The organism is Nocardia thailandica NBRC 100428, assembly GCF_000308795.1.
GTDB lineage: Bacteria > Actinomycetota > Actinomycetes > Mycobacteriales > Mycobacteriaceae > Nocardia > Nocardia thailandica.
The window spans coordinates 66,522-87,449 of the sequence record NZ_BAGK01000127.1 but is presented as its reverse complement, the minus strand read 5'-3'; the positions used below and the strand labels follow the sequence as shown (position 1 = coordinate 87,449).

The 20,928-nt window shown below is 72.0% G+C and carries 18 protein-coding genes and 1 pseudogene; 12 read left to right on the top strand and 7 right to left on the bottom strand.

Features of this window, described 5'->3' with window-relative positions:
- Window positions 1-109: 109 nt before the first annotated feature.
- Entirely contained in the window at window positions 110-1,729 is a 1,620-nt protein-coding gene (locus ON36_RS13760) for an ABC-F family ATP-binding cassette domain-containing protein (RefSeq protein WP_043652592.1), read from the top strand.
- Between the two features lie 40 nt (window positions 1,730-1,769).
- Here the strand turns inward: ON36_RS13760 and ON36_RS13755 are convergent, their stop codons facing one another.
- Complete coding sequence (locus ON36_RS13755; protein WP_043652319.1) at window positions 1,770-2,906, bottom strand: epoxide hydrolase family protein; 1,137 nt, start codon at window positions 2,904-2,906, stop codon at window positions 1,770-1,772.
- 165 nt (window positions 2,907-3,071) lie between these two features.
- Here ON36_RS13755 and ON36_RS13750 point away from each other — a divergent pair, with 165 nt between their 5' ends.
- Window positions 3,072-4,289 carry a cytochrome P450 family protein gene (locus ON36_RS13750; RefSeq protein ID WP_052313958.1) on the top strand — a complete coding sequence of 406 codons (1,218 nt, stop codon included), beginning with the start codon at window positions 3,072-3,074 and terminating at the stop codon, window positions 4,287-4,289.
- Window positions 4,290-4,560: 271 nt separating this feature from the next.
- Here the strand turns inward: ON36_RS13750 and ON36_RS13745 are convergent, their stop codons facing one another.
- Both ON36_RS13745 and ON36_RS13740 read right to left on the bottom strand, forming a co-directional pair.
- Window positions 4,561-5,478, bottom strand: a complete 918-nt coding sequence (locus ON36_RS13745; RefSeq protein ID WP_043652317.1) for an MBL fold metallo-hydrolase — start codon at window positions 5,476-5,478, stop codon at window positions 4,561-4,563.
- A complete protein-coding gene (locus ON36_RS13740; RefSeq protein WP_043652314.1) occupies window positions 5,475-6,089 on the bottom strand; it encodes a TetR/AcrR family transcriptional regulator in 615 nt (204 codons plus the stop codon). Before ON36_RS13740 ends, ON36_RS13745 begins: the two co-directional genes overlap by 4 nt.
- 87 nt (window positions 6,090-6,176) lie before the next feature.
- Here ON36_RS13740 and ON36_RS13735 point away from each other — a divergent pair, with 87 nt between their 5' ends.
- Both ON36_RS13735 and hemC read left to right on the top strand, forming a co-directional pair.
- Window positions 6,177-7,847: an FAD-binding dehydrogenase gene (locus tag ON36_RS13735; RefSeq protein ID WP_043652587.1), complete on the top strand. Its 1,671-nt coding sequence runs from the start codon at window positions 6,177-6,179 to the stop codon at window positions 7,845-7,847.
- Window positions 7,848-7,974: 127 nt separating this feature from the next.
- Window positions 7,975-8,901 (top strand): hydroxymethylbilane synthase, encoded by a 927-nt coding sequence (hemC, locus tag ON36_RS13730; protein ID WP_043652584.1) that lies wholly within the window; start codon window positions 7,975-7,977, stop codon window positions 8,899-8,901.
- Window positions 8,902-8,947: 46 nt separating this feature from the next.
- On the opposite strand, the gene ON36_RS33520 is transcribed toward hemC, so the two are convergent.
- Window positions 8,948-9,094, bottom strand: coding sequence for a DUF1059 domain-containing protein (locus ON36_RS33520; RefSeq protein ID WP_083885122.1), 147 nt, complete (start codon window positions 9,092-9,094; stop codon window positions 8,948-8,950).
- Window positions 9,095-9,248: 154 nt separating this feature from the next.
- Here ON36_RS33520 and ON36_RS13725 point away from each other — a divergent pair, with 154 nt between their 5' ends.
- The 8 genes and pseudogenes from ON36_RS13725 to ON36_RS13690 all read left to right on the top strand — a co-directional run bounded on the left by ON36_RS13725 (window position 9,249) and on the right by ON36_RS13690 (window position 17,153).
- The gene (locus ON36_RS13725) at window positions 9,249-10,721 is read left to right on the top strand and encodes an aldehyde dehydrogenase (RefSeq protein WP_043652311.1); all 1,473 of its coding nucleotides are present in this window, start codon (window positions 9,249-9,251) and stop codon (window positions 10,719-10,721) included.
- 31 nt (window positions 10,722-10,752) lie between these two features.
- Entirely contained in the window at window positions 10,753-11,502 is a 750-nt protein-coding gene (locus ON36_RS13720; RefSeq protein ID WP_043652309.1) for an SDR family oxidoreductase, read from the top strand.
- Entirely contained in the window at window positions 11,499-12,398 is a 900-nt protein-coding gene (locus ON36_RS13715) for an NAD(P)-dependent oxidoreductase (RefSeq protein WP_043652306.1), read from the top strand. Before ON36_RS13720 ends, ON36_RS13715 begins: the two co-directional genes overlap by 4 nt.
- On the top strand, window positions 12,395-12,781 hold the full coding sequence (locus ON36_RS13710) for a carboxymuconolactone decarboxylase family protein (protein ID WP_043652303.1): 387 nt from the start codon (window positions 12,395-12,397) through the stop codon (window positions 12,779-12,781). The genes ON36_RS13715 and ON36_RS13710 overlap by 4 nt, the downstream gene beginning before the upstream one ends.
- A pseudogene (locus ON36_RS33515) lies at window positions 12,778-12,959 on the top strand (FAD-dependent oxidoreductase); the annotation flags it as partial. The gene ON36_RS13710 and the pseudogene ON36_RS33515, both read left to right, overlap by 4 nt.
- A 416-nt stretch (window positions 12,960-13,375) precedes the next feature.
- Complete coding sequence (locus tag ON36_RS13700; protein WP_083885121.1) at window positions 13,376-13,963, top strand: TetR/AcrR family transcriptional regulator; 588 nt, start codon at window positions 13,376-13,378, stop codon at window positions 13,961-13,963.
- Between the two features lie 156 nt (window positions 13,964-14,119).
- Window positions 14,120-15,469 (top strand): lanosterol 14-alpha demethylase, encoded by a 1,350-nt coding sequence (gene cyp51 / locus ON36_RS13695; RefSeq protein ID WP_043652297.1) that lies wholly within the window; start codon window positions 14,120-14,122, stop codon window positions 15,467-15,469.
- 10 nt (window positions 15,470-15,479) lie between these two features.
- Window positions 15,480-17,153 (top strand): FAD-dependent oxidoreductase, encoded by a 1,674-nt coding sequence (locus ON36_RS13690; RefSeq protein WP_043652294.1) that lies wholly within the window; start codon window positions 15,480-15,482, stop codon window positions 17,151-17,153.
- A 67-nt stretch (window positions 17,154-17,220) separates the two neighbouring features.
- Here ON36_RS13690 and ON36_RS13685 read toward each other — a convergent pair whose 3' ends face one another.
- The 3 genes from ON36_RS13685 to ON36_RS13675 all read right to left on the bottom strand — a co-directional run bounded on the left by ON36_RS13685 (window position 17,221) and on the right by ON36_RS13675 (window position 20,903).
- On the bottom strand, window positions 17,221-18,021 hold the full coding sequence (locus tag ON36_RS13685) for an SDR family oxidoreductase (RefSeq protein ID WP_043652292.1): 801 nt from the start codon (window positions 18,019-18,021) through the stop codon (window positions 17,221-17,223).
- 92 nt (window positions 18,022-18,113) lie between these two features.
- Entirely contained in the window at window positions 18,114-19,667 is a 1,554-nt protein-coding gene (locus tag ON36_RS13680; protein WP_043652289.1) for an aldehyde dehydrogenase family protein, read from the bottom strand.
- Window positions 19,668-19,676: 9 nt separating this feature from the next.
- Complete coding sequence (locus tag ON36_RS13675) at window positions 19,677-20,903, bottom strand: cytochrome P450 (RefSeq protein WP_043652285.1); 1,227 nt, start codon at window positions 20,901-20,903, stop codon at window positions 19,677-19,679.
- Window positions 20,904-20,928 lie beyond the last annotated feature (25 nt).

The window sequence follows — 20,928 nt, the reverse complement described above, 5'->3', positions numbered from 1 at the left end:
GTTCGTTCCGCGTCGGCCCGCCCCTCCCGGTGAGGATGTGCTGTGGCCGGAAGTCACCCGAACCACCGTGACGCCCGTCGCCGCGACGGGCGGAAGGAAGACGACCAGCATGTCCACCAAACCCACTGTCACGCTGCGCGATCTGAGCTACGAATGGCCCGACGGCACCGTCGCGCTGTCCTCGGTCGACGGCACCTTCACCACCGGCCGCACCGGACTGGTCGGCCGCAACGGCGCGGGCAAGTCCACCCTGCTGCGCCTGATCGCCGGCGAACTGCGGCCCACCTCCGGACGGATCGACACCGAGGGCGAGGTCGGCTACCTGCCCCAGACGCTCACCCTGCGCCGCGACACGACCGTCGCCGCGCTGCTCGGCATCGACCCGATCCTGCGCGCGCTGGCCGCCATCTCGGCGGGCGATGCCGACGAGCGGCACTTCGAGACCATCGGCGACGACTGGGACATCGAGGCCCGCGCCGAACAGACCCTGCACCGGATCGGCTTCGGCGCGGGCGATCTCGGCAGGCGGGTGGCCGAGCTCTCCGGCGGCGAGGCCATGCTGGTCGCCCTCACCGGGCTGCGGCTGCGGCGCACCCCGATCACCCTGCTGGACGAACCGACCAACAACCTGGACCGGCCGACGCGGGCCCGGCTGGCCGAGTTCGTCGACGACTGGCCCGGCACCCTGGTGGTGGTCAGCCACGACCTCGAGCTCCTCGAGCACATGGACACCACCACCGAGCTGCACGCGGGCAGCCTCACCGCCTTCGGCGGCCCCTACAGCGCCTGGCGGGCGCATCTCGACCAGGAACAGGCCGCCGCCGCGCAGGCCGCCCGCGCGGCGCAGCAGACCCTCAAGGCCGAGAAACGCCAGCGTGTCGAGGCCGAGACCACCCTGGCCCGCCGCGAACGCACCGCCCGCAAGACCGCGCGCGACGGCGGGATCCCGAAGATCCTGGCGGGCAACCGGGCCAGCCGCGCCCAGAACTCGGCGGGCGCGCTGCGCGGCACCCTCGACGAGAAGGTCCGCTCGGCACAGGCCGCGGTGGATGCCGCCGACGCGCGGGTGCGCGCCGACGAGCACATCCACCTGACCCTGCCCGACCCGGACGTCCCGCGCGGCCGGCGGCTGGCCGAACTGCGCGGGGGCGGGCACACGGTGGTGATCCAGGGGCCGGAACGGGTGGCGCTGGTCGGGCCGAACGGGTCGGGCAAGTCGACCCTGCTCGCACAGCTCGTGCACGGCCGCCCCGCCGAGCCGGGCAGGCCGTCGGGGACCCTCGAGACCGACCGGGTCGGCTACCTGCCCCAGCGCCTGGACGGGCTCGACGACCACGCCGGCGCGCTGGACAACGTGCGCGCGGTGGCGCCCGGCGCCACGCCCAACACGGTCCGCAACCAGCTGGCCCGGTTGCTGCTGCGCGGCGACGCCGCCGACCGTCCGGTGGGCAGCCTGTCCGGCGGCGAACGGTTCCGGGTCGCGCTGGCCAAGCTGCTGCTGGCCGAACCACCCGCCCAGCTGCTCGTCCTCGACGAGCCGACCAACAACCTCGACATCGCCAGTGTCGAGCATCTGGCCGAGGCCCTCGACGCCTACCGGGGCGCGCTGCTCGTGGTCAGCCACGACCACGCGTTCCTCGCGCGGCTCGGGATCGACGTCGTCCTCGAGCTCGACGCCGAGGGCCGCCTGCACAGGCACGCGAGCCTGGACGACGTCACCGCGCGCTGACCGGCGGCGGGGCCGGGTCGCGACGCCCCGGCCCCGCCGCTCAGCGCAGGTCGCGGAAGAACGCGCGGATGTCGCCGACCAGCAGGTCCGGCGCCTCCATCGCGGCGAAGTGCCCGCCGCGACCGAACTCGGTCCAGCGCACCAGGTTGTTCTGTTTCGCGGCGAGCCCGCGGATGGTCGAATCGCCGGGGAAGCGCGCCACCGCGGTCGGCACTCCCGAACTCGGCAGGTCGGCGCCCCACTGCCCGGACTCCTTGTACAGGCGCAACGAGGACCCCGCGGTACCCGTCAGCCACAGGACCGTGATCTCGGCCAGCAGGGCGTCGCGATCCAGGGAGTCCTCGGGCAGCGCGGCGGCGGGATCCTTGTAGGTGTTGACCACGTCGACGATCCAGGCCAGCAGCCCGGCGGGCGAGTCGGTGAGGGCGTGCGCGAGGGTCTGGGGGCGCGTGCCGTGCACCGCGGCGTAGGCGGAGGTGTCGCGGCTGCTCCAGTCCCGCAGGGCGGCGAGCTGCTCGCGGTCGGCGTCGCTGTACCCGGCGCCGTCGTCGTCCCAGGCGGGAATGGTGAGGGCCGCGTTGAGATGCACGCCCGCGACGCGCTCGGGGTCGAGGCGGCCGAGCTGGGGCGCCACGAAGGACCCGGCGTCCCCGCCCTGGGCGCCGTAGCGCGCGTAGCCCAGCCGCCGCATCAGCTCGGCGACGAGTTCCGCGGCGTGCTCGGTCGCCGCCTGCCCGGCCCGCCGGGTCGGCCCGGAGAACCCGAACCCGGGCAGCGTGGGCACGACCACGTCGAAGGCGTCGGCCGGATCCCCGCCGTGGGCGCGGGGATCGGTGAGCGGGCCGATGGTCGCGCCGAAGTCGGTGAAGGGCCAGCCGTGCACCAGCACCAGCGGCAGCGCGTCCGGCTCGGGCGAGCGGACATGGGTGAAATGCAGCAGCTGCCCGTCGATCACGGTCCGGAACTGGGGCCGGGCGTTGCGCGCGGATTCGGCGGCGCGCCAATCGAACCCGTCGCACCAGTACCCGGCGAGCGCGCGCAGGTACCCGGTCGGCACCCCGTAGCTCCAGCCGGTGTCGGGCAGGTCGGGCGCCCACCGGGTACGCGCGAGCCGGTCCCGCAGGTCGTCGAGCTCGGCCTGCGGGACATCGATACGGAAGGGCTGGATATCGCTCATGCCGGCCACCCTAGGAATCGATGCGGCCAGTTTCCGTCCGCGATCGGCCGTGCACGCGGTGTGCCCTCCGGAAGACCTCTCCCTGAACGCGGCAGAGACACCAAACATGGTGCACTCCAGGAATATTCATCTCCTGGTCACTTCCGGCGGCAGTAGCCTGGAGGAATGGTGGCGAACAACTCTGTCCTCGGCACGGTCCGGACCATCGACGACGACTTCTTCGACGACCCCCACGCCTACTATCGCCGCTGGCGGGAGGACGGCATCGTGCACCGGGTGCGCTTTCCCGACGGCACCGTGCGGTGGGTGGTCGTCGATCACGCGGCGGGGCGGGCGGTGCTCGCCGATCCGCGGCTGCACAAGAACGCCGAGGAGCTCGCCGCGGCCACCGCCGCGCACACCGGGTGCCCGGTGGATCCGCGGGCCATGGCGCTGTCGGATCACATGCTCAACACCGACGAGCCGGGTCACACCCGGCTGCGCAAACTGGTGAACAAGGCGTTCACCAGCAAGCAGGTCGCGGTGCTGCGCCCACGCATCCAGCAGATCACCGACGAACTGCTCGACGCGCTGTCGGGCGAGGAGGCCGATCTGCTCGCCGAGTTCGCCAATCCCCTGCCGGTGGCGGTGATCTGCGAACTGCTGGGCATCCCGTTCGATGATCGCGACCGCTTCCAGGCCTGGACGCGGCTGCTGGTCGGCGTGCACCGGCTGAAGGAGGACGGCGCCGTCGCGGCGTCCTCGATGCACGCCTATCTCACCGACCTGGTGCGCGCCAAGCGGGCCGAGCCCACCGACGACCTGCTCTCGCAGCTCGCGCTGGCCGACGTCGACGGCGACCGGCTCACCGAGCAGGAACTGGTCTCCATGGCCTTCCTGCTGCTGGTCGCCGGGCACGAGACCACCGTCAACCTCATCGCCAACGGCACCCTGGCCCTGCTGCGCGCCCCGGGCCGGTGGCAGGCGCTGGTGGCCGATCCCGGCGCCGTCCCCGCCGCGGTCGAGGAACTGCTGCGTTTCGACGGGCCGGTCAACATGTCGACCGAGCGGGTCACCGCCGCGCCGATCACGGTGGGCGAGGTCGAGATTCCGGCGGGCGAGTTCGTCTATGTGGCGCTCATCGCGGCCAACCGCGACCCGCGGCGCTTCCCCGCCGCGGACGACCTGCGGTTCGACGACGCGTCCACCGGCCACCTGGCCTTCGGCCACGGCATCCACTTCTGCGTGGGCGCGCCGCTGGCCCGGCTCGAGGCCGAGATCGCCTTCACGGCGCTGACCGGCCGGTTCCCCGGCCTGTCCCTGGTGCCGGAGGCACGCGAGCCCGGCTACCAGGCCAGCACGCTCATCCGCGGACTGAACGCGTTGCCGGTGCGGCTGGGCTGACCCCGGTCGGGGATGGCTGGCAGTTGCCGGAGGCGGGCGCCTGGACCGCGCCCCTACCGATGAGCACACGCTCGCCTCCGGCAACCGCCGTCCCGTCGGTCCGGAAGAGACGTCATCCCGTCCCCGGCGGTTGGTGGTCCGCCCGAACGAGCGGAACCCGATGCCTGGTTACCCCCGGGCGCACCCACCAAACACGGACCCGCGCCGCCGGCGGCGCCGCAGGGGCATCGCCCGGCCGGACGGCACCGAGCGGCAACCGGCCGGCGTCCACTCAGGGGAAGGCGGCCGGGGAGGTCGCCACCCACGGCACCGGCAGCTGGAGTTCCACGCCCTGTTCCCCGGCGAGGACCGTCAGGCGCGCGAGGGTGCGGCCCAGGTCGTCCATCGGGTAGCGCAGCGGCCGCAGCGGACGGTCGAGGGAGACGAAGAAGTCGTCCCAGTGCACGAGGACGACCCGCCGCGCGCCGGTCGCGGTCACCACCTCGCGCCAGTAGTCGGCGACGAACGCGTCGTCGCGCCTGCCCAGCGCCCCGACCCCGAGATACACGACGTCGGCGCGCAGGCCGGCCAGGGCGCCGGGACGGTGATTCGCGCTGGCGTGCACCAGGATCCGGCCCCGCGGGTGCGCCACCAGCACCGAGTAGCAGGCCCCGGTCCGCCAGGCGCTCGCGCGCGCGGGCGGGACCACCGGCTCGGCGATGTCGCCCGGAAAGCGGTCGCCGTGACTGTGCGGCATCTCGACGAAGGTGAGCGTGAACTCCCCGTAGGTCAGCGGCGTGCCCTCGGCCACGACCCGAAGGGACGACTCGGGAACGTCGAGACCGCGCCCCACCGCCGCCGTCGAGGGCGAGCCGATCAGGTCGGCGCCGGTCTGCAGCGCCCACACCGGCGCGTCGAGCGCGTGGTCGAAGTGGCTGTGCGCGCAGAACACCGCGGCGAGGTCGGTGGCGTCGAGCCGGGCGTGGGCCGCGGCGACCCGGTCCCGGTCGGGGGCGATCCGCCCGAGCAGGACCCGGGCGAGGCCGGGGCGGGTGACGAAGCCGTCGGCGAGCACGGAGGTCCGGCCGTCGCGGATCAGGAGCGAGGAGACGCCGAGGAAGTGCGCGGTGAGCCCGGCGCCCGGCGCCGCGGGCGGCTGGAACAGGGCCCGGTGGCGGTCGAGCGCCGGGCGGGTGAGCGGGAACCTCATCGGCCGGTCACGCCCAGCTGGAGGATCAGGCGCGCCAGCCAGTCCCGCGCGGCCGCCTGATCGCCGTCGAGCAGCAGCTGGACGGTCACCCCGTCGTAGGCGGCCACCACGGCGTGGGCCGCGTCGGCGATGGAGCCCAGTTCCGCGGGCAGCCGGAACGCCGCCTCGGTCAGCTTGCCCTCGATGGCGGTGCGCAGCTGCGCGCGGTGCTCGATCAGGCGGGCCGCGACCTCGGGCCTGCGGGCGGCGTGGGTGAGGAAGTCGGTCTTGACCAGCAGCCAGTCGCGGTCCAGCAGCAGGGTGGCCGAGAGTCGTTCGACGAACGCGGACAGGTCCGCCGGGTCGGCCACCGCGTCGAGGGCGGCCCTGACCTGCTCGGTGATCAGGGTGGCCCGCTGGTCGTAGAGCACGAAGAACAGTTCCTCGAGGCTGGCGAACTGCGAGTAGAACGCGCCGCGCGTGTAGCCGGCGGCGGCGCAGACGTCCTCGATGCGGACCTGCCCGAATCCCTTCTCGGCGAACACCCCGAACGCGGCCTCGAGCAGGCGCGCGCGGGTCTCGGCCCGGCGGCGGGTGACGCGCGGCGGCTTGGTCGTCTCGGTCGGTGGCACCCGATGACCATACCTCCGCGCATTCGATGCACTAATGTATCCGATACAGAGTTGAAGCCGTACGAGGAGAATGTGGAGGTCGGCGCTATGGATGCCGATGTCATCGTGGTCGGCGCGGGCCTGGCGGGCCTGGTCGCCACCCACGAACTGACCCGCCGCGGCAAGCGGGTGATCGTGGTCGACCAGGAGAACGCCGCCAACCTCGGCGGACAGGCCTACTGGTCCTTCGGCGGGATCTTCCTCGTGGACAGCCCCGAGCAGCGCAGGCTCGGCATCCACGACTCCGCCGAACTCGCCTGGAACGACTGGTCGGGCAGCGCCGCCTTCGACCGGCTCGACGACGAGGACAGCTGGGCCCAGCGCTGGGCGCGCGCCTACGTCGAGTTCGCCGCGGGCGAGAAGCGGTCCTATCTCACCGGTCTCGGCATCGGCTTCCTGCCCTCGGTCGGCTGGGCCGAGCGCGGCGACCTGCGCGCCGACGGGCACGGAAACTCGGTCCCCCGCTTCCACATCGCCTGGGGCACCGGCACGGGGGTGGTCGGGCCCTTCACCGACTCGGCACTGGCCGCGGCGCGGACGGGGCTCGTGAGCTTCCGGCACCGGCACCGCGTGGACGAGCTGGTGCGCACCGACGGCGCCGTGACCGGCGTGCGCGGCACGGTCCTTGCCCCCGACGACGCCGAGCGCGGCGCGCCGTCCAACCGCCAGGCCGTCGGCGAGTTCGAGCTCTCGGCCGCCGCGGTCGTGCTGGCCACCGGCGGCATCGGCGGCAACCACGACCTCGTGCGCAGGCACTGGCCCGAACGCCTCGGCACCCCGCCGGCCGAGATGATCACCGGCGTGCCCGCCTACGTCGACGGCCGCATGCTCGACATCGCCGCCGACGCCGGGGTCCGCCTGGTCAACCGGGATCGCATGTGGCACTACACCGAAGGCATCCAGAACTGGAATCCGGTCTGGCCGCGCCACGCCATCCGCATCCTGCCCGGCCCGTCCTCGTTCTGGATCGACGCGCTGGGCCGCCGGCTGCCCGCGCCCTACCTGCCGGGCTACGACACCCTGGGCACCCTGCGTCATCTGCGCACCACCCCGGACCTGGCCGCACACGACCACTCCTGGTTCATCACCAATCAGCGGATCATCGCCAAGGAATTCGCCCTGTCGGGCTCCGAACAGAACCCCGACATCACCGCCCGCGACCGCAAGGCCATTGTCACCGAACGCGTGTTCGGCCGCGGCGCGCCCGCCCCGGTCGAGGCGTTCACGCGCCACGGCGCGGACTTCGTCGTCGCGGGCACTCTCGAGGAACTGGTGGCGAAGATGAACGCGCTCACCCCCGAACCGCTCCTCGACCCCGCCGACGTCCGCGACCAGCTGCGTGCGCGAGACCTGCAGGTGGACAACGCCTTCAGCAAAGACGCCCAGATCCAGGGCATCCGCAACTCGCGCCGCTACCTCGGCGACCGGCTCATGCGCACCGCCGCACCGCACCGGCTGCTCGACCCGGCCGCCGGCCCGCTCATCGGCGTGAAGCTGCACATCCTGACCCGCAAGTCCCTGGGCGGCATCCAGACCGACCTCGGCTCGCGCGCCCTCGGCCACGACGGCGCGCCGATTCCCGGTCTCTACGCGGCGGGCGAGGCGGCCGGTTTCGGCGGCGGCGGCGTGCACGGCTACAACTCGCTCGAGGGCACCTTCCTCGGCGGCTGCGTCTTCTCCGGCCGGGCGGCCGGGCGGGCCGCCGCCGACGCGGTCTGACCGGGCCGCGTCCGAAAAGCCGCCGGGCGCCGTCGATTTCATGATCGGCGCGCCCGGCGGGTGTCCACACGGCGACACGCCGCCACCGCCGGAACACGTCCACGGCGGCGCGCGTAGAGTGCCGGACATGCCAGAGCGCGTCATCCGACTCTCCACGCGGTCCAGCCCGATGGCCGTCCACCAGGCCGAGCAGGTCGCGGCGGCCCTCGAACGGCTCGGTGCCGCCACCGAACTGGTCAAGCTCACCACCGCGGGCGACCGCTGGATGGGCGACCTCGCCGCCCTCGGCGGCAAGGGCGCGTTCGTCAAGGAGATCGATGCCGCGCTGCTCACCGGCGAGGCCGACCTGGCGGTGCACTGCCTCAAGGACATCCCCGGCGACATCCCGATCCCGGCCGGGCTGGCGTTCGCGGCCTACCTCGAACGCGAGGACGTCCACGACGCGGTGATCAGCCGAACCGGCACGCCGCTGGCCGAGCTCCCCGCGGGCGCGATCGTCGGCACCAGCTCGGTGCGCCGGGCCGCCCAGCTGCGCCTGCACCACCCGCAGCTCGACATCAAGCCGCTGCGCGGCAACGTCAACACGCGGCTGGACCGCCTCGACGCCGGGCACTTCGACGCCATCATCGCCGCGGTCTCGGGCCTGCACCGGGTCGGGCACCAGCACCGCATCACCGAGACCCTGTCCGTGGAGCGGATGTGCCCGCCGGTCGGCGCGGGCATCATCGTCCTGCAGTGCCGCGAGGACGACACCGAACTCCTGGAACTGGCCGCCCGGCTCGACCATCCGGGCACCCGCCGCCACGCGGCGGCGGAGCGTGCCATGCTGCACGCGCTGCAAGGTCACTGCAACTCCCCCATCGCGGGTTTGTGCACCGACGCCCCGGGCGACCGGCTCGTGCTGCGCGGCACCGTGTTCTCCCCCGACGGCACCCAGTGGCTCGACGCACAGGACTGGGGCGTCGCCGACGATCCGGAGGCCCTCGGCTTCTACATCGGCGCCAACCTGCTGCGCCAGGGCGGCCGCAAACTCATCGACAGCATCCCGCACTGAGTTCGCGGCGCCCCGGCGCCGCCCTCGTCTCCCCTCCGGCCACGGCTCAATACGCGAAGAGCAGGATCTCCTCCCGCGTGTAGTCGTGGCCGGAGTGGTTCGCGGCCAGATGTTCCTGCGTGCGCGCGACCAGATCGTCCTCGTTCTCGCCGACGATCAGATCCCCACAGGGGCACCGCAGCCTGGTCTTCATCTCCCACGTCCTCTCCCGGCCGGATCCCCGGCCGCACTGGCGATCTCCGCACCCGCCGAGGCGGGCATGGACACGTGTCCGAACAGTACCCTTGCCGAGTCCAGCCGCGGTGAAATATAGTCCAGACACCTGTCCAGACATCGAGGGAGACGCGGTGACGAGCGACCTACGGCCCAGTGACGGCACCCCATTGCTCATCGACGGAAAACTGGTCGGCGGGTCGGCGGGCGTCTTCGCCACGACCTCGCCCACCACGGGGGAACGGATCGGCTGGGCCGCCGACGGGTCCGCCGAGGACATGGGCGCGGCCATCGCCGCGGCCCGCACCGCCTTCGACGAGACCGGCTGGTCCACCGACCCCGGCCTGCGCGCGCGGTGCGTCCGCCAGCTGCGCGACGCCATGCTCGACCACATCGAGCAGCTGCGCGAGATCACCATCGCCGAGGCGGGCGCCCCACGCCTGCTGACCTCGGGCCCCCACCTCGAGGGGCCGGTGCACGACCTCGGCTGGTTCGCCGAGCTGGCCGAGAACTACGCCTGGCGCACCGACCTGCCCATCGCCGAACCGCTGGGCATGCGCACCGCGCGGGTGCTGCGGCGCGAGGCGGCCGGGGTGGTCGGGGCGATCACGCCCTGGAACTTCCCGCACCAGATCAACCTCGCCAAACTCGGCCCGGCCCTGGCCGCGGGCAACACGGTGGTGCTCAAGCCCGCCCCCGACACGCCGTGGTGCGCGGCGGCCCTCGGCATCCTCGCGGCCGAGCACACCGATATCCCGCCGGGTGTGCTCAACGTCGTGACCTCCTCCGACCATCTCGTCGGCGCCCTGCTCGCCGAGGATCCTCGGGTGGATCTGGTCTCGTTCACCGGATCGACCCGCACCGGCAAGTCGGTCATGGCCGCGGCGGCGAACACGGTCAAGAAGGTGTTCCTCGAGCTCGGCGGCAAGTCCGCGTTCGTGGTCCTCGAGGACGCGGACCTGCGCGCGGCCTGCTCGATGGCCGCCTTCTCGGTGTGCGTGCACGCGGGCCAGGGCTGCGCCCTGTCGACCCGGTTGCTGGTGCCGCGCTCGAAGTACGAAGAGGCCGTGGCCATCACGGCCAAGACGATGGGCGGTGTGCGCCCCGGCGACCCGAACGACGCCGGCACCGTGTGCGGGCCATTGATCTCCGAACGGCAGCGGCAGCGGGTCGAGAGCTACCTCGAGCTGGCGCGGCGCGACGGCGGGGAGATCCTCGTCGGCGGCGGCAGACCCGCGGGCCGCGACGAGGGCTGGTTCGTCGAACCCACCCTGATCACGGGCCTGCCGACGACCTCGGCGGTCGTGCGGGAAGAGATCTTCGGCCCCGTGCTGGTCGTCCTGCCCTACGACGACGACGCCGACGCCGTCCGCATCGCCAACGACTCCCCCTACGGCCTGTCCGGCGCGGTCTGGGGCACCGACCCCGAGCGCGTCGACAAGGTCGTCTCGGGCATCCGCACCGGCACCCTGTCGGTCAACGGCGGCACCTGGTACTCGGTCGACGCGCCGTTCGGCGGCTACAAGCAGTCCGGCATCGGCCGGGAGATGGGTGTGGCCGGTTTCGAGGAGTACCTCGAGACCAAGCTCGTCGCCTACCCGGCCTGACACTTCCCACCCGCTTCACCCAGGAGTTCCCATGACACGTTTCACCGAACGGACCGCCATCGTCACCGGCGCCGCGCAGGGCATCGGCGCCGCCTACGCCAAGGCCCTCGCCGCCGAAGGCGCCCGGGTCGTCATCGCCGACCTCAACACCGAGGCGGGTGACACCGTGGTGAAGGAGATCGCCGAGGCGGGCGGCATCGCGGCATTCCACCGGACCGATGTCGCCGACCCGGACTCGGCAACGTCGCTGGCCGAGTTCACCGTCGCGGAGTTCGGCGGCATCGACCACCTGGTCAACAACGCCGCGATCTACGGCGACATGAAGCTGAACCTGCTGCTCACCGTGCCGTGGGATTACTACAAGAAGTTCATGGGCGTCAACATGGACGGCGCGCTGAACGTCACCCGCGCGGTCTGGCCGCACATGCGCAAGAAGGGCGGTTCGATCGTGAACCAGTCCTCCACCGCGGCCTGGACCTACTCCAGCTTCTACGGGCTGGCCAAGGTCGGCGTCAACGGCCTGACCCAGCAGCTGGCCTTCGAGCTGGGCGGCAACAACATCCGCATCAACGCCATCGCCCCCGGCCCGATCGACACCGCCGCCACCAAGGCGGTCACTCCGGACGAGATCGTGGCCGATATGGTCAACCGGCTGCCGCTCAAGCGCATGGGCACCCCGCAGGACCTCGTCGGCGCCTGCCTCTATCTCCTCTCCGACGACGCGAGCTGGGTCACCGGCCAGATCTTCAACATCGACGGCGGGCAGGTGTTCCGCTCGTGAGTGCTCGCGAACCGCGCCTGGGATACATCGGCCTCGGCAACATGGGCGCGCCGATGGCGCAGCGCCTGCTGGACTGGCCCGGCGGCCTGGTCGTCTGCGACGCCAGGGGGACCGCGACGGCCCCGTTCGCCGACAAGGGCGCGAGCGTGGCGGCCACGCCCGCGGACGTCGCCGCCGACGCGACGGTCATCTCGATCACCGTCCTCGACGACGCGCAGGTGCGCGACGTCGTCACCGGCGACAACGGGATCCTGCGCACCGCGCGCCCCGGCACGGTCGTCGCCGTGCACTCCACCATCTCCGACGCCACGGCCGTCGAGCTCGCCGAACGGTGTCGCGCGCAGCAGGTCGACCTGGTCGACGCACCGGTCAGCGGCGGCGCGCCGGGCGCCGAGCAGGGCAGGCTCGCGGTGATGGTCGGCGGCAGCGACGACGCCTTCGCCGCGGTGAAGGCGCCCTTCTCCCGCTTCTCCGATCTCGTGGTGCACGCCGGCCCCGTCGGCGCGGGCACCCGGATGAAGCTGGCGCGCAACCTGGTGCACTTCGTCGCGTTCACCGCCGCGACCGAGGCCGCGCGACTCGCCGAGGCGGCCGGGCTCGATCTGCGCCGTCTCGGTCAGGTCGTGCGGCACTCCGACGCGGTCACCGGCGGGCCCGGCGCCATCCTCTGGCGTGAGACCAGCGCGCGGATCGAACTCGGCGATCCCTGGCTGCCGATCATGTCGCACGTCCGGGATCTCGGTGAGAAGGACCTCTCCCTCGCACTGTCCCTCGGCGACGACCTCGGCGTCGAACTGCCGCTGGCGCACCAGGCTCTGCGGCATCTGGCCGCCGGCCTCGGACTCGCCCACTCCGCCGTGACCGCCACGGCCGACACCGACAGGAGCCGTTCATGACCGACGACGCCCGCACCCGTGGCCTGGACCGTATGCAGGAGGTCTACGGCTGGCGGCCGCCGGAGATCGACTCCGCGCATTTCGCCACCACCGTCGACCATCTCTTCGCCGACATCTGGACCCGCCCCGGACTCTCCGACCGCGACCGGCGGCTGCTGCTGATCGGCGCGCTGACCGCCCAGGGGCGGATGGAGACCATCGAGATCCAGCTCCAGGGCGCCCTCCACAACACGGAGTTCACCGAGGAGCAGCTGCGGGAGATCGCGTTGTTCCTGTGCCACTACGTCGGCTGGCCCAACGGCACCCGCCTCGACGCGGCGATCAGCACGGTCACCCAGCGTCTGAGCGCCGACGGCGAACCCAGGATGCGCAGGCTGAAATGAGCGACACGACCGACTACCGGCCCATCGAGGCCGCGCTGTCGACCGGTGGGACCTCGAGGCCGACGTGGTGATCGCCGGTTACGGCGTCGCGGGCGCGGCCGCCGCGGTGGAGGCGGCCCGCGCCGGGTCCCAGGTGCTGGTGCTCGAACGCACCGGAGGCTGGGGCGGCGCGGCCGCACCTGGTCGGGCGCCCCGGCGCACGATGCTGCGCGAGTACCTGGCGGCCGTGCGGGCCGCACCACGTGTCATCGCGCTCGACGGCACGCCCGTCCCCGAACGCCTGCGCGCCTGGGCGGAGGTCGGGGTCACCGATGTCCTCTACGGACCGCCCGACGACTCCGAACAGACCCTGGTCGCGTACCTCGGGCGACTGCGCGGCGAGCTCGCCGCCACCGGCCTGCTCGACGACGCGACGCCGGCGGTCGCCGCGCCCTGACGGCCGAGGTCCACGACAACGGAACGACGCCACGGCGGTCGTCCGCGTCCCGACGAGGCACCGGACGACGGCCGCCGTTTCGTGCCGTGAATTGTGGAAATTCGACACACATTGCGTGAATGTTGCTGTATTCTACGCGCTCCACGTAACATGGACTGGTGTCCGAAACCAATTCTGATTCCGCGATTCTCGAAGCCACTCGCCGTCGCCTGACCGAGAAGCAGGCCGACACCGTGGACCGGCTGACGAAGGCCGCGGTCGAGGTGATCACCAGGGAGGGCTACGCCGCAACCACCGTGCGGATGGTCGCCGCGGCCGCGGGCGTGGGCACCGCAACGGCCTACACGTACTTCTCGTCCAAGGAGCACCTGGTCGCCGAGGTCTTCTGGCGCAGGCTGGTCCAGCTCCCCGCCGCCGAACTCGCCGAGGACCAGACCACCGCCGAGCGCGTGGTCGGCACCCTGCGGCAGGTCTCGCTCATCGTCGGCGGCGAGACCGAACTCGCGGGCGCGGTCACCAGCGCATTGCTGGGCCAGGACCCCGATGTCGCGCATCTCCGCCTGCGCATCGGCCTGGAGATCCGCAATCGCATCGCGCGGGCACTCGGCCCCGATCCCGACCTCGACATCCTCGAATCCTTCGAGATGCTCTACGCGGGCGCGCTGGTGCGCGCCGGCATGGGCTACGGCACCTACGCCGAGATGGCCGACCGGATCGAGAAGTCTGTCCATCTGATCCTCGGCTGACCCGGACCGCAGACGAGGCCGACCGCTCCCAGTTCGGGGGCGGTTTTCTCGTTTCCGGAGCCGGTCGTCTCATTGCGACGCGCGCGGCAACTGTAGTACCGTCTGGACACGTGTCTATACACGCGGCCAGCAGTGGCCCGGATTGAGAGGTCTTCGATGACACTTCTGAAGCCACGGCGGGTTTCCGGCGGCGAGCACGAGCACGGCCACCTCGAGGAGATGCGGACCGACCCGATCGCCCTCATGCGCCGGGTGCGCGCCGAGTGCGGCGACGTCGGGGTCTTCGAGCTCGCCGGCCGCGACGTGGTGCTGCTGACCGGAGCCGAGGCCAACGAATTCTTCTTCCGCGCCGCCGACGAGGATCTCGACCAGCAGGCCGCCTACCCGTTCATGAAGCCGATCTTCGGCGAGGGCGTGGTCTTCGACGCCAGCCCCGAGCGCCGCAAGGAGATGCTGCACAATCAGGCGCTACGCGCCGATTACATGCGCGGACACGCGGCGACGATCTCGCACGAGGTCGACCGGATGGTGGCGGGCTGGGGGGAATCCGGGGAGATCGATCTCCTCGACTTCTTCGCCGAGCTGACCATCTACACCTCCTCGGCCTGCCTGATCGGTCCCAAGTTCCGCGAGGAGCTCGACGTCCGGTTCGCGCACCTCTACCACGACCTCGAGCGCGGCACCGACGCCCTGGCCTACGTCGATCCGTACCTGCCGATCGAGAGCTTCCGCAAGCGCGACGAATCCCGTGCCGAACTGGTCGGGCTCATGGAGCAGATCATGGCCGGACGCATCGCCGCCCCGCCCACCGGCAAGGAGGAGCGCGATCTCCTCGACGTCCTGGTCTCGATCCGCGACGAGCAGGGCGAGCCCCGCTTCTCCGCCTCGGTGGTCACCGGCATCTTCATCTCCCTGATGTTCGCCGGCCACCACACCACCTCGGGCACCTCGGCCTGGACGCTGATCGAGCTGCTGCGCCACCCCGAACACCTGAGGAACGTGGTCGACGAGCTCGACCAGCTGTTCGCCGAGGACACCGAGGTGAGTTTCCGCGCGCTGCGCCGGATCCCGCAGCTCGAGGCCGCACTCAAGGAGACGCTGCGGCTGCATCCGCCGCTGATCGTGCTCATGCGGGTCGCGCGCGGCGAGTTCGAGGTGTGCGGACATCAGATCACCGACGGCGACATGGTCGCGGCCTCCCCCGCCGTCTCCAACCGGCTGCCCGAGGACTTCCCGAACCCCGACCTCTTCGATCCGGGCCGCTACATCGACCCCGAGCAGGCCGATATCGTCAATCGCTGGACCTGGATCCCGTTCGGCGCGGGCCGCCACCGCTGTGTCGGCGCGGCGTTCGCGCTCATGCAGATGAAGGCGATCTTCTCGATCCTGCTGCGCGACTGGGAGTTCGAGATGGCCCAGCCCGCCGAGAGCTACCGCAACGATCACTCCAAGATGGTCGTCCAGCTCCAGCAGCCGTGCCTGGTGCGCTACCGCAGGCGCAAGTGAGCGGCCCGCCATGACCTATGTGATCACGCAGCGCTGCTGCAACGACGCGAGCTGTGTCGCCGAGTGCCCGGTCGACTGCATCCGGCCGCGCCCCGAGGACCCCGAGTTCGCCACCGCCGAGATGCTCTACATCGACCCCGGCACCTGCATCGACTGCGGTGCCTGCTTCGAGGCGTGCCCGGTCGACGCCGTCTACGCCGAGGACGAGCTCCCCGCCGGGCTCGAGCAGTTCAGCGCGATCAACGCCGGCTGGTTCCAGCGGCATCCGCTCTCCCTCGACATCACCCCCGTCGCCACCCCCGCCCGCCTCGAGCGCGGCCGGGGGCCGCTGCGGGTCGCCATCGTCGGCACCGGCCCCGCCGCCTGCTACACCGCCGAACAGCTCCTCGCGCGCGGTGAGGTCGAGATCGACATGATCGACCGGCTGCCCACCCCGTGGGGCCTGCTGCGCCACGGTGTCGCGCCCGACCACGACCGCACCCGCGGCGTGGCCGAGACCTTCACCGCGGCGTTCGAACGCGACGCGGTCCGCTTCCACCTCGGCGCCGAGGTCGGCACCCACATCACCCATGCCGAACTCGCCGAGCGCTGCCACGCGGTCGTCTACGCCGTCGGCGCCTCCGGAAACAAGGCCCTCGGCATCCCGGGCGAGAACCTGGCGGGCAGTGTCGCGGCGACCGAGTTCGTCGCCTGGTACAACGGGCATCCCGACTACGCCGACCGGAGCTTCGACCTGAGCGCCGAGCGGGCCGTGGTGGTCGGCAACGGCAACGTCGCCCTGGACGTGGCCCGTATCCTCACCCTGCCCCCGGACCGGCTGGCCCGCACCGACATCGCCGATCACGCCCTGGAAGCCCTGCGCGACAGCGCGATCCGCGAAGTCGTCGTGCTGGGCAGGCGCGGACCGCTGCAGGCCGGATACACCGGCGCCGAACTGCTCTCGCTCGGCGGACTGCCCGGCGTCGACCTCGTCGTCGACCCGGCCGATCTGGTCCTCGACCCCGCCGACGAGGAATTCCTGGCGAGCGAGGACGCCTCCTATGCGGCACAGACGAAGTGGCGCATCCTCACCGAGCTCGCCGGGCGCCCACCGCGCGAGGGTGATCGGCGCATCGTCCTGCGCTTCTGGACTGCGCCGACCGCCCTCACCGGCCCCGACCGGGTGACCGGCCTCGAGGTCGTGCGCACCGAAGCGGTCCGCACCGACGGCGTTGTCGGCGCACGGGCGACCGAGGACGTCGACAGCCTCGAGACCGGCCTCGTCCTGCGAGCCGTCGGCTATCGGGGCAACCCCGTTCCCGGCCTCCCGTTCGACACCGAGCGCGGCGTCCTGCCCACCGACGGCGCCCGAGTCCTCGACGACGCGGGCACCCCGCTCCCGGGCGTCTACGCGACGGGCTGGATCAAGCGCGGCGCCCGCGGCGTCATCGGCACCAACCGCACCGACGCCACCGACACCGTCACCGCCCTGGTCGACGACTTCCGGGCCGGCCTGCTCCCGCCCCCCGCGGCCCCGGCCGGTGCGCTCACCGAGCTCCTGCGCGAACGCCGCCCCGACCTCGTCGACCGCAGCGGCTGGGCCGCCGTCGACCGCGCCGAACGCGCGGCGGGCGCGACCGACAAGCGGTCGCGCCGCAAGTTCACCACCGTGGCGGAGGTCGTCCGGGCCGCTCGAGGTGAATGACCTCGGCAGGAGAACCGGTGTGGCATCACCGTTCGGGATGCCACACCGGTTTCGCGTCCCGGGACGGCTACTGCTGCGTGGGCGCCGGTTTGGGATGGCGCAAAGGCGCCTCGGGCTGGACCTCGCTGATGATGATGTGGGCGCCGCGGGGAGTGCTCACCACGGCGGACACGGCGGCGGCCATATCGGAGGCGCGCAGCATATAGGGGTGGCGGGCGAAACCCCAGCGGGACCAGTCCTCGAGGAGGGGGCCCACGTCCTCGACGGTGGCGTCGGTGCCCATCTCGGTCTGGGTGGGGCCGGGGCGCACCATCGAGACGCGGACGCCGGTGCCCTCGAGTTCCTGGCGCATCTGGACCGACAGCGCCTCGAGGCCGGACTTGGCCGCGTTGTAGGCGCCCATGCGGGGCCGCGGAGACAGCGCGCAGTCGGAACCGATGAGGACCACGTCGCCGCGCTGACGTTCGACCATGCCGGGAACCAGGCGGCGGACCATGCGGTGCGGGCCGGCCAGGTGCAGGTCGAGCTGGCGGACGAAGTCCGGTGAGGACATCTCGTGCGCGGCGCCGAACCGCACGACACCGGCGGCCGAGACCAGGATCTCGATATCGCCGAGTTCCTTCTCCGCGGCGGTGACGAATTCCTCGACCGAATCGTCGTCGGTGACATCGAGCCGGTGCGCGAAGGCGACGCCACCCTTGTCCCGGATGCGCGCGGCCAGTGCCTCGCACGTGGGCACCCGGCGCGCGCCGAGGGCCACCGGGTGGCCCAGCTCGGCCAGCGCGACCGCGGTGGCCGCGCCGATGCCGGAGGACGCTCCGGTGACGATCGCGGGCCGTACCACCGGATGCGGTTCGAATCGTGGCATGGTCGTCCCTTTCCAGCTCGCCCAGATCTCATTTCTGGACACCTGTCTGGACAATACTACGGACGTCGCCTCGGCAACAGGGACCCGGGGACTCAGGCCAGCAATCTCCGCAGGATCCGGCGGCCGAAACCGACCCGGACCAGCCGATCGAGCTGCTTCTCCTGCGCGTCGGTGTAGGGGTAGCGGATGGTCTGACCGCGACCGAGCCGCCGGGCAAGCAGCAGCGGCTGGGCATGGGTGAACCCGCGCAACCCCTCACGGCCACCGTTGACGCGGCCGAGTCCGCTGCTCCTGCGGCCGCCGAAGGGCGCTTCCGGAACGCCGTAGACGACCGCGGCGTCGTTGTGCACGACCGACCCGGTGACCAGGCGCGCGGCGATCTCCCGCATCCGCGCCGGGTCGGCGGTGAACACCGATCCGCTCAGGCCGTACGGGCTGTCGTTGGCGAGGCGGATGGCCTCGTCCTCGTCGCGAACCCGTTCGATCGCCACGATCGGGCCGAAGGTCTCCTCGGTCATGACCGCCATGTCATGGGTGACCCCGGTGAGCACGGTGGGCGTGAAATGCAGTCCACCACCGCCGTTCTCGCCGCCGCCCACCAGGACCGTCGCGCCGCGGGCGCGCGCGTCGTCGAGATGGCGGCGCACGATCGCCCGCTGCCGTTCGGAGGTGAACGGCCCCATGTCGACCTCGGCACCCGGCCCCGCCACGGACCGGTGACGCACCGCCGCGGCGATCTCGGCGACCCGCGCCTCGAACGCGTCGGCCACGCTGTCGACGACATAGACCCGTTCGACGCTCAGGCACACCTGCCCGCAGTTGAACATCGACAGGTAGACCGCGCCCGCCGCCGCTTCCTCGAGATCGGCGTCGGCACACACGATCATGGCGTCCTTGCCGCCGAGTTCGAGGGTGCACGGGATGAGCGCGGCCCCGCAGGCGGCGCCGATCACCCGTCCGGTGGCCACGCTGCCGGTGAAGCTGATCTTGTCGACGCCGGCATCGACCAGCGCGGCGCCGGTCTGTCCGTCGCCGTGCACGACGGCGACGACGTCGGCGGGCACCCCCGCCTCGCGCAGGATCCGCACCGCCCACTCCCCCGAACGCGGCGCCACCTCGGACGGTTTGAGCACCACGGCGTTTCCGGCCAGCAGGGCCTGCACCAGCGGGTTCAGCGCCAGCACGAACGGCCCGTTCCACGGCGTGATCACGCCGACGACACCGAGCGGCCGGTACGCCACGACCAGCTTCTTCGACGGCCGCAGATAGCCGTGCAGCGCACGGCGTTCCGCCCGCAACGCGCGCGGGGCCAGGGCGGTCCAGTAGTTGAGGAAGTCGCAGGAGGGCACGATCTCCATGGTCAGCGCTTCCACGGGCGGCTTGCCGGTCTCGGCGTGGAGGGTGTCGATGACCTCCGCCCGGCGCCGGACCAGGACGTCGAGGGCGCGCGCGACGATCCGCGCGCGTTCACGGACCGGGCGGGCCGCCCACGCCGGTTGCGCGGCCCGGGCCCGGTCCACCGCCGCCCGCACGTCGTCGGCGGTGGCGACGACGATCTCGCCGAGAGGCTCGTTGTCGACCGGTCCGGTCAGGGCCAGTCGGCGCCTGCCCTCCTCGGTCTCGGGCAGCGCCGCGATGACGGCCATGGGTGCTCCTCACTCGTAGCGGACGGGCCAGTGCTTGATGCCGTTGATGAAACTCGAGCGCAGCCGTTCGGGCTCACCCAGCTGGCGCAGGTTCGGCATGACGTCGGCGATGGCGCCGAAGATCAGTTCCAGTTGCAGGCGGGCGAGATTCGCGCCGAGGCAGTAGTGCGGTCCGGTACCGCCGAAGCCGAGGTGCGGATTGGGATCGCGGGTGATGTCGAAGGTAAACGGGTTCTCGAAGGCTTCCTCGTCATAGTTGGCCGAGCTGTAGAACATGGCCACCCGCTCGCCCGCGCGGATCATCTGCCCGCTCAGTTCGGTGTCCTCGGTCGCGGTGCGCTGGAAGGCGATGACCGGGGTCGCCCAGCGCACGATCTCGTCGGCGGTGGTGCGCGGACGGGTCTCCTTGAACAGCGCCCACTGTTCGGGGTGGTCGACGAACGCCTTCATGCCGTGGGTGGTGGCGTTGCGGGCGGTCTCGTTGCCCGCGATGGTGAGCAGGATGACGAAGAAGCCGAATTCGTCGGGGGTCAGCGATTGCCCGTCGATGTCGGCGGTGACCAGCGTGGAGACGAGGTCGTCGCCGGGGTCGGCGCGGCGGGTCTCGGCCATCTGCCAGGCGTAGCCGAGCAGACCCGCGGTGGCGCCGATCGGATCGCCGTATTCGGGATCGTCGAAGTTGAGCATCTGGTTGGACCAGTCGAACAGGCGCAGCCGGTCCTCCTGGGGGACGCCGAACAGTTCGGCGATCGCCTGCAGCGGCAGTTCGCGCGCGACCTGGTCGACGAAATCGCCGCCGCCGGTGTCGCGGGCCGCCCGCACGATGGCCTCGGCGCGCACCGCGAGCGCGCCCCGCAGGGCCTCGACCGCCCGGGGCGTGAAGCCGCGCGCGACGATGCGCCGGAGCTGGGAATGCTTGGGCGGGTCCATGTTCAGCAGCAGCGCCTTGGTCGACTCGAAGGCGTCGCCGGTGACCATGGCGGGAAAGCGCACCACCGCGCCCTTGGCGTTGGCGGAGAACAGGCCGGGGTCGCGGGAGATCTCGCGCACGTCCTCGTGCCGGGTGACGACCCAGAAGCCGCCGTCGGCGTGCGGGACGCACATGTCGTCGGCCTGGCTGTTCCACCACACCGGCGCGGTCTTGCGCAACACGGCGAATTCCTCGACCGGAGTGCGGTCGGCCCACAGGCCGGGATCGGAGAAGTCCAGTCCGGCGGGCAGCGCTGTCGGGGACACGTTTACCTCCTGATGCCCGGTCACG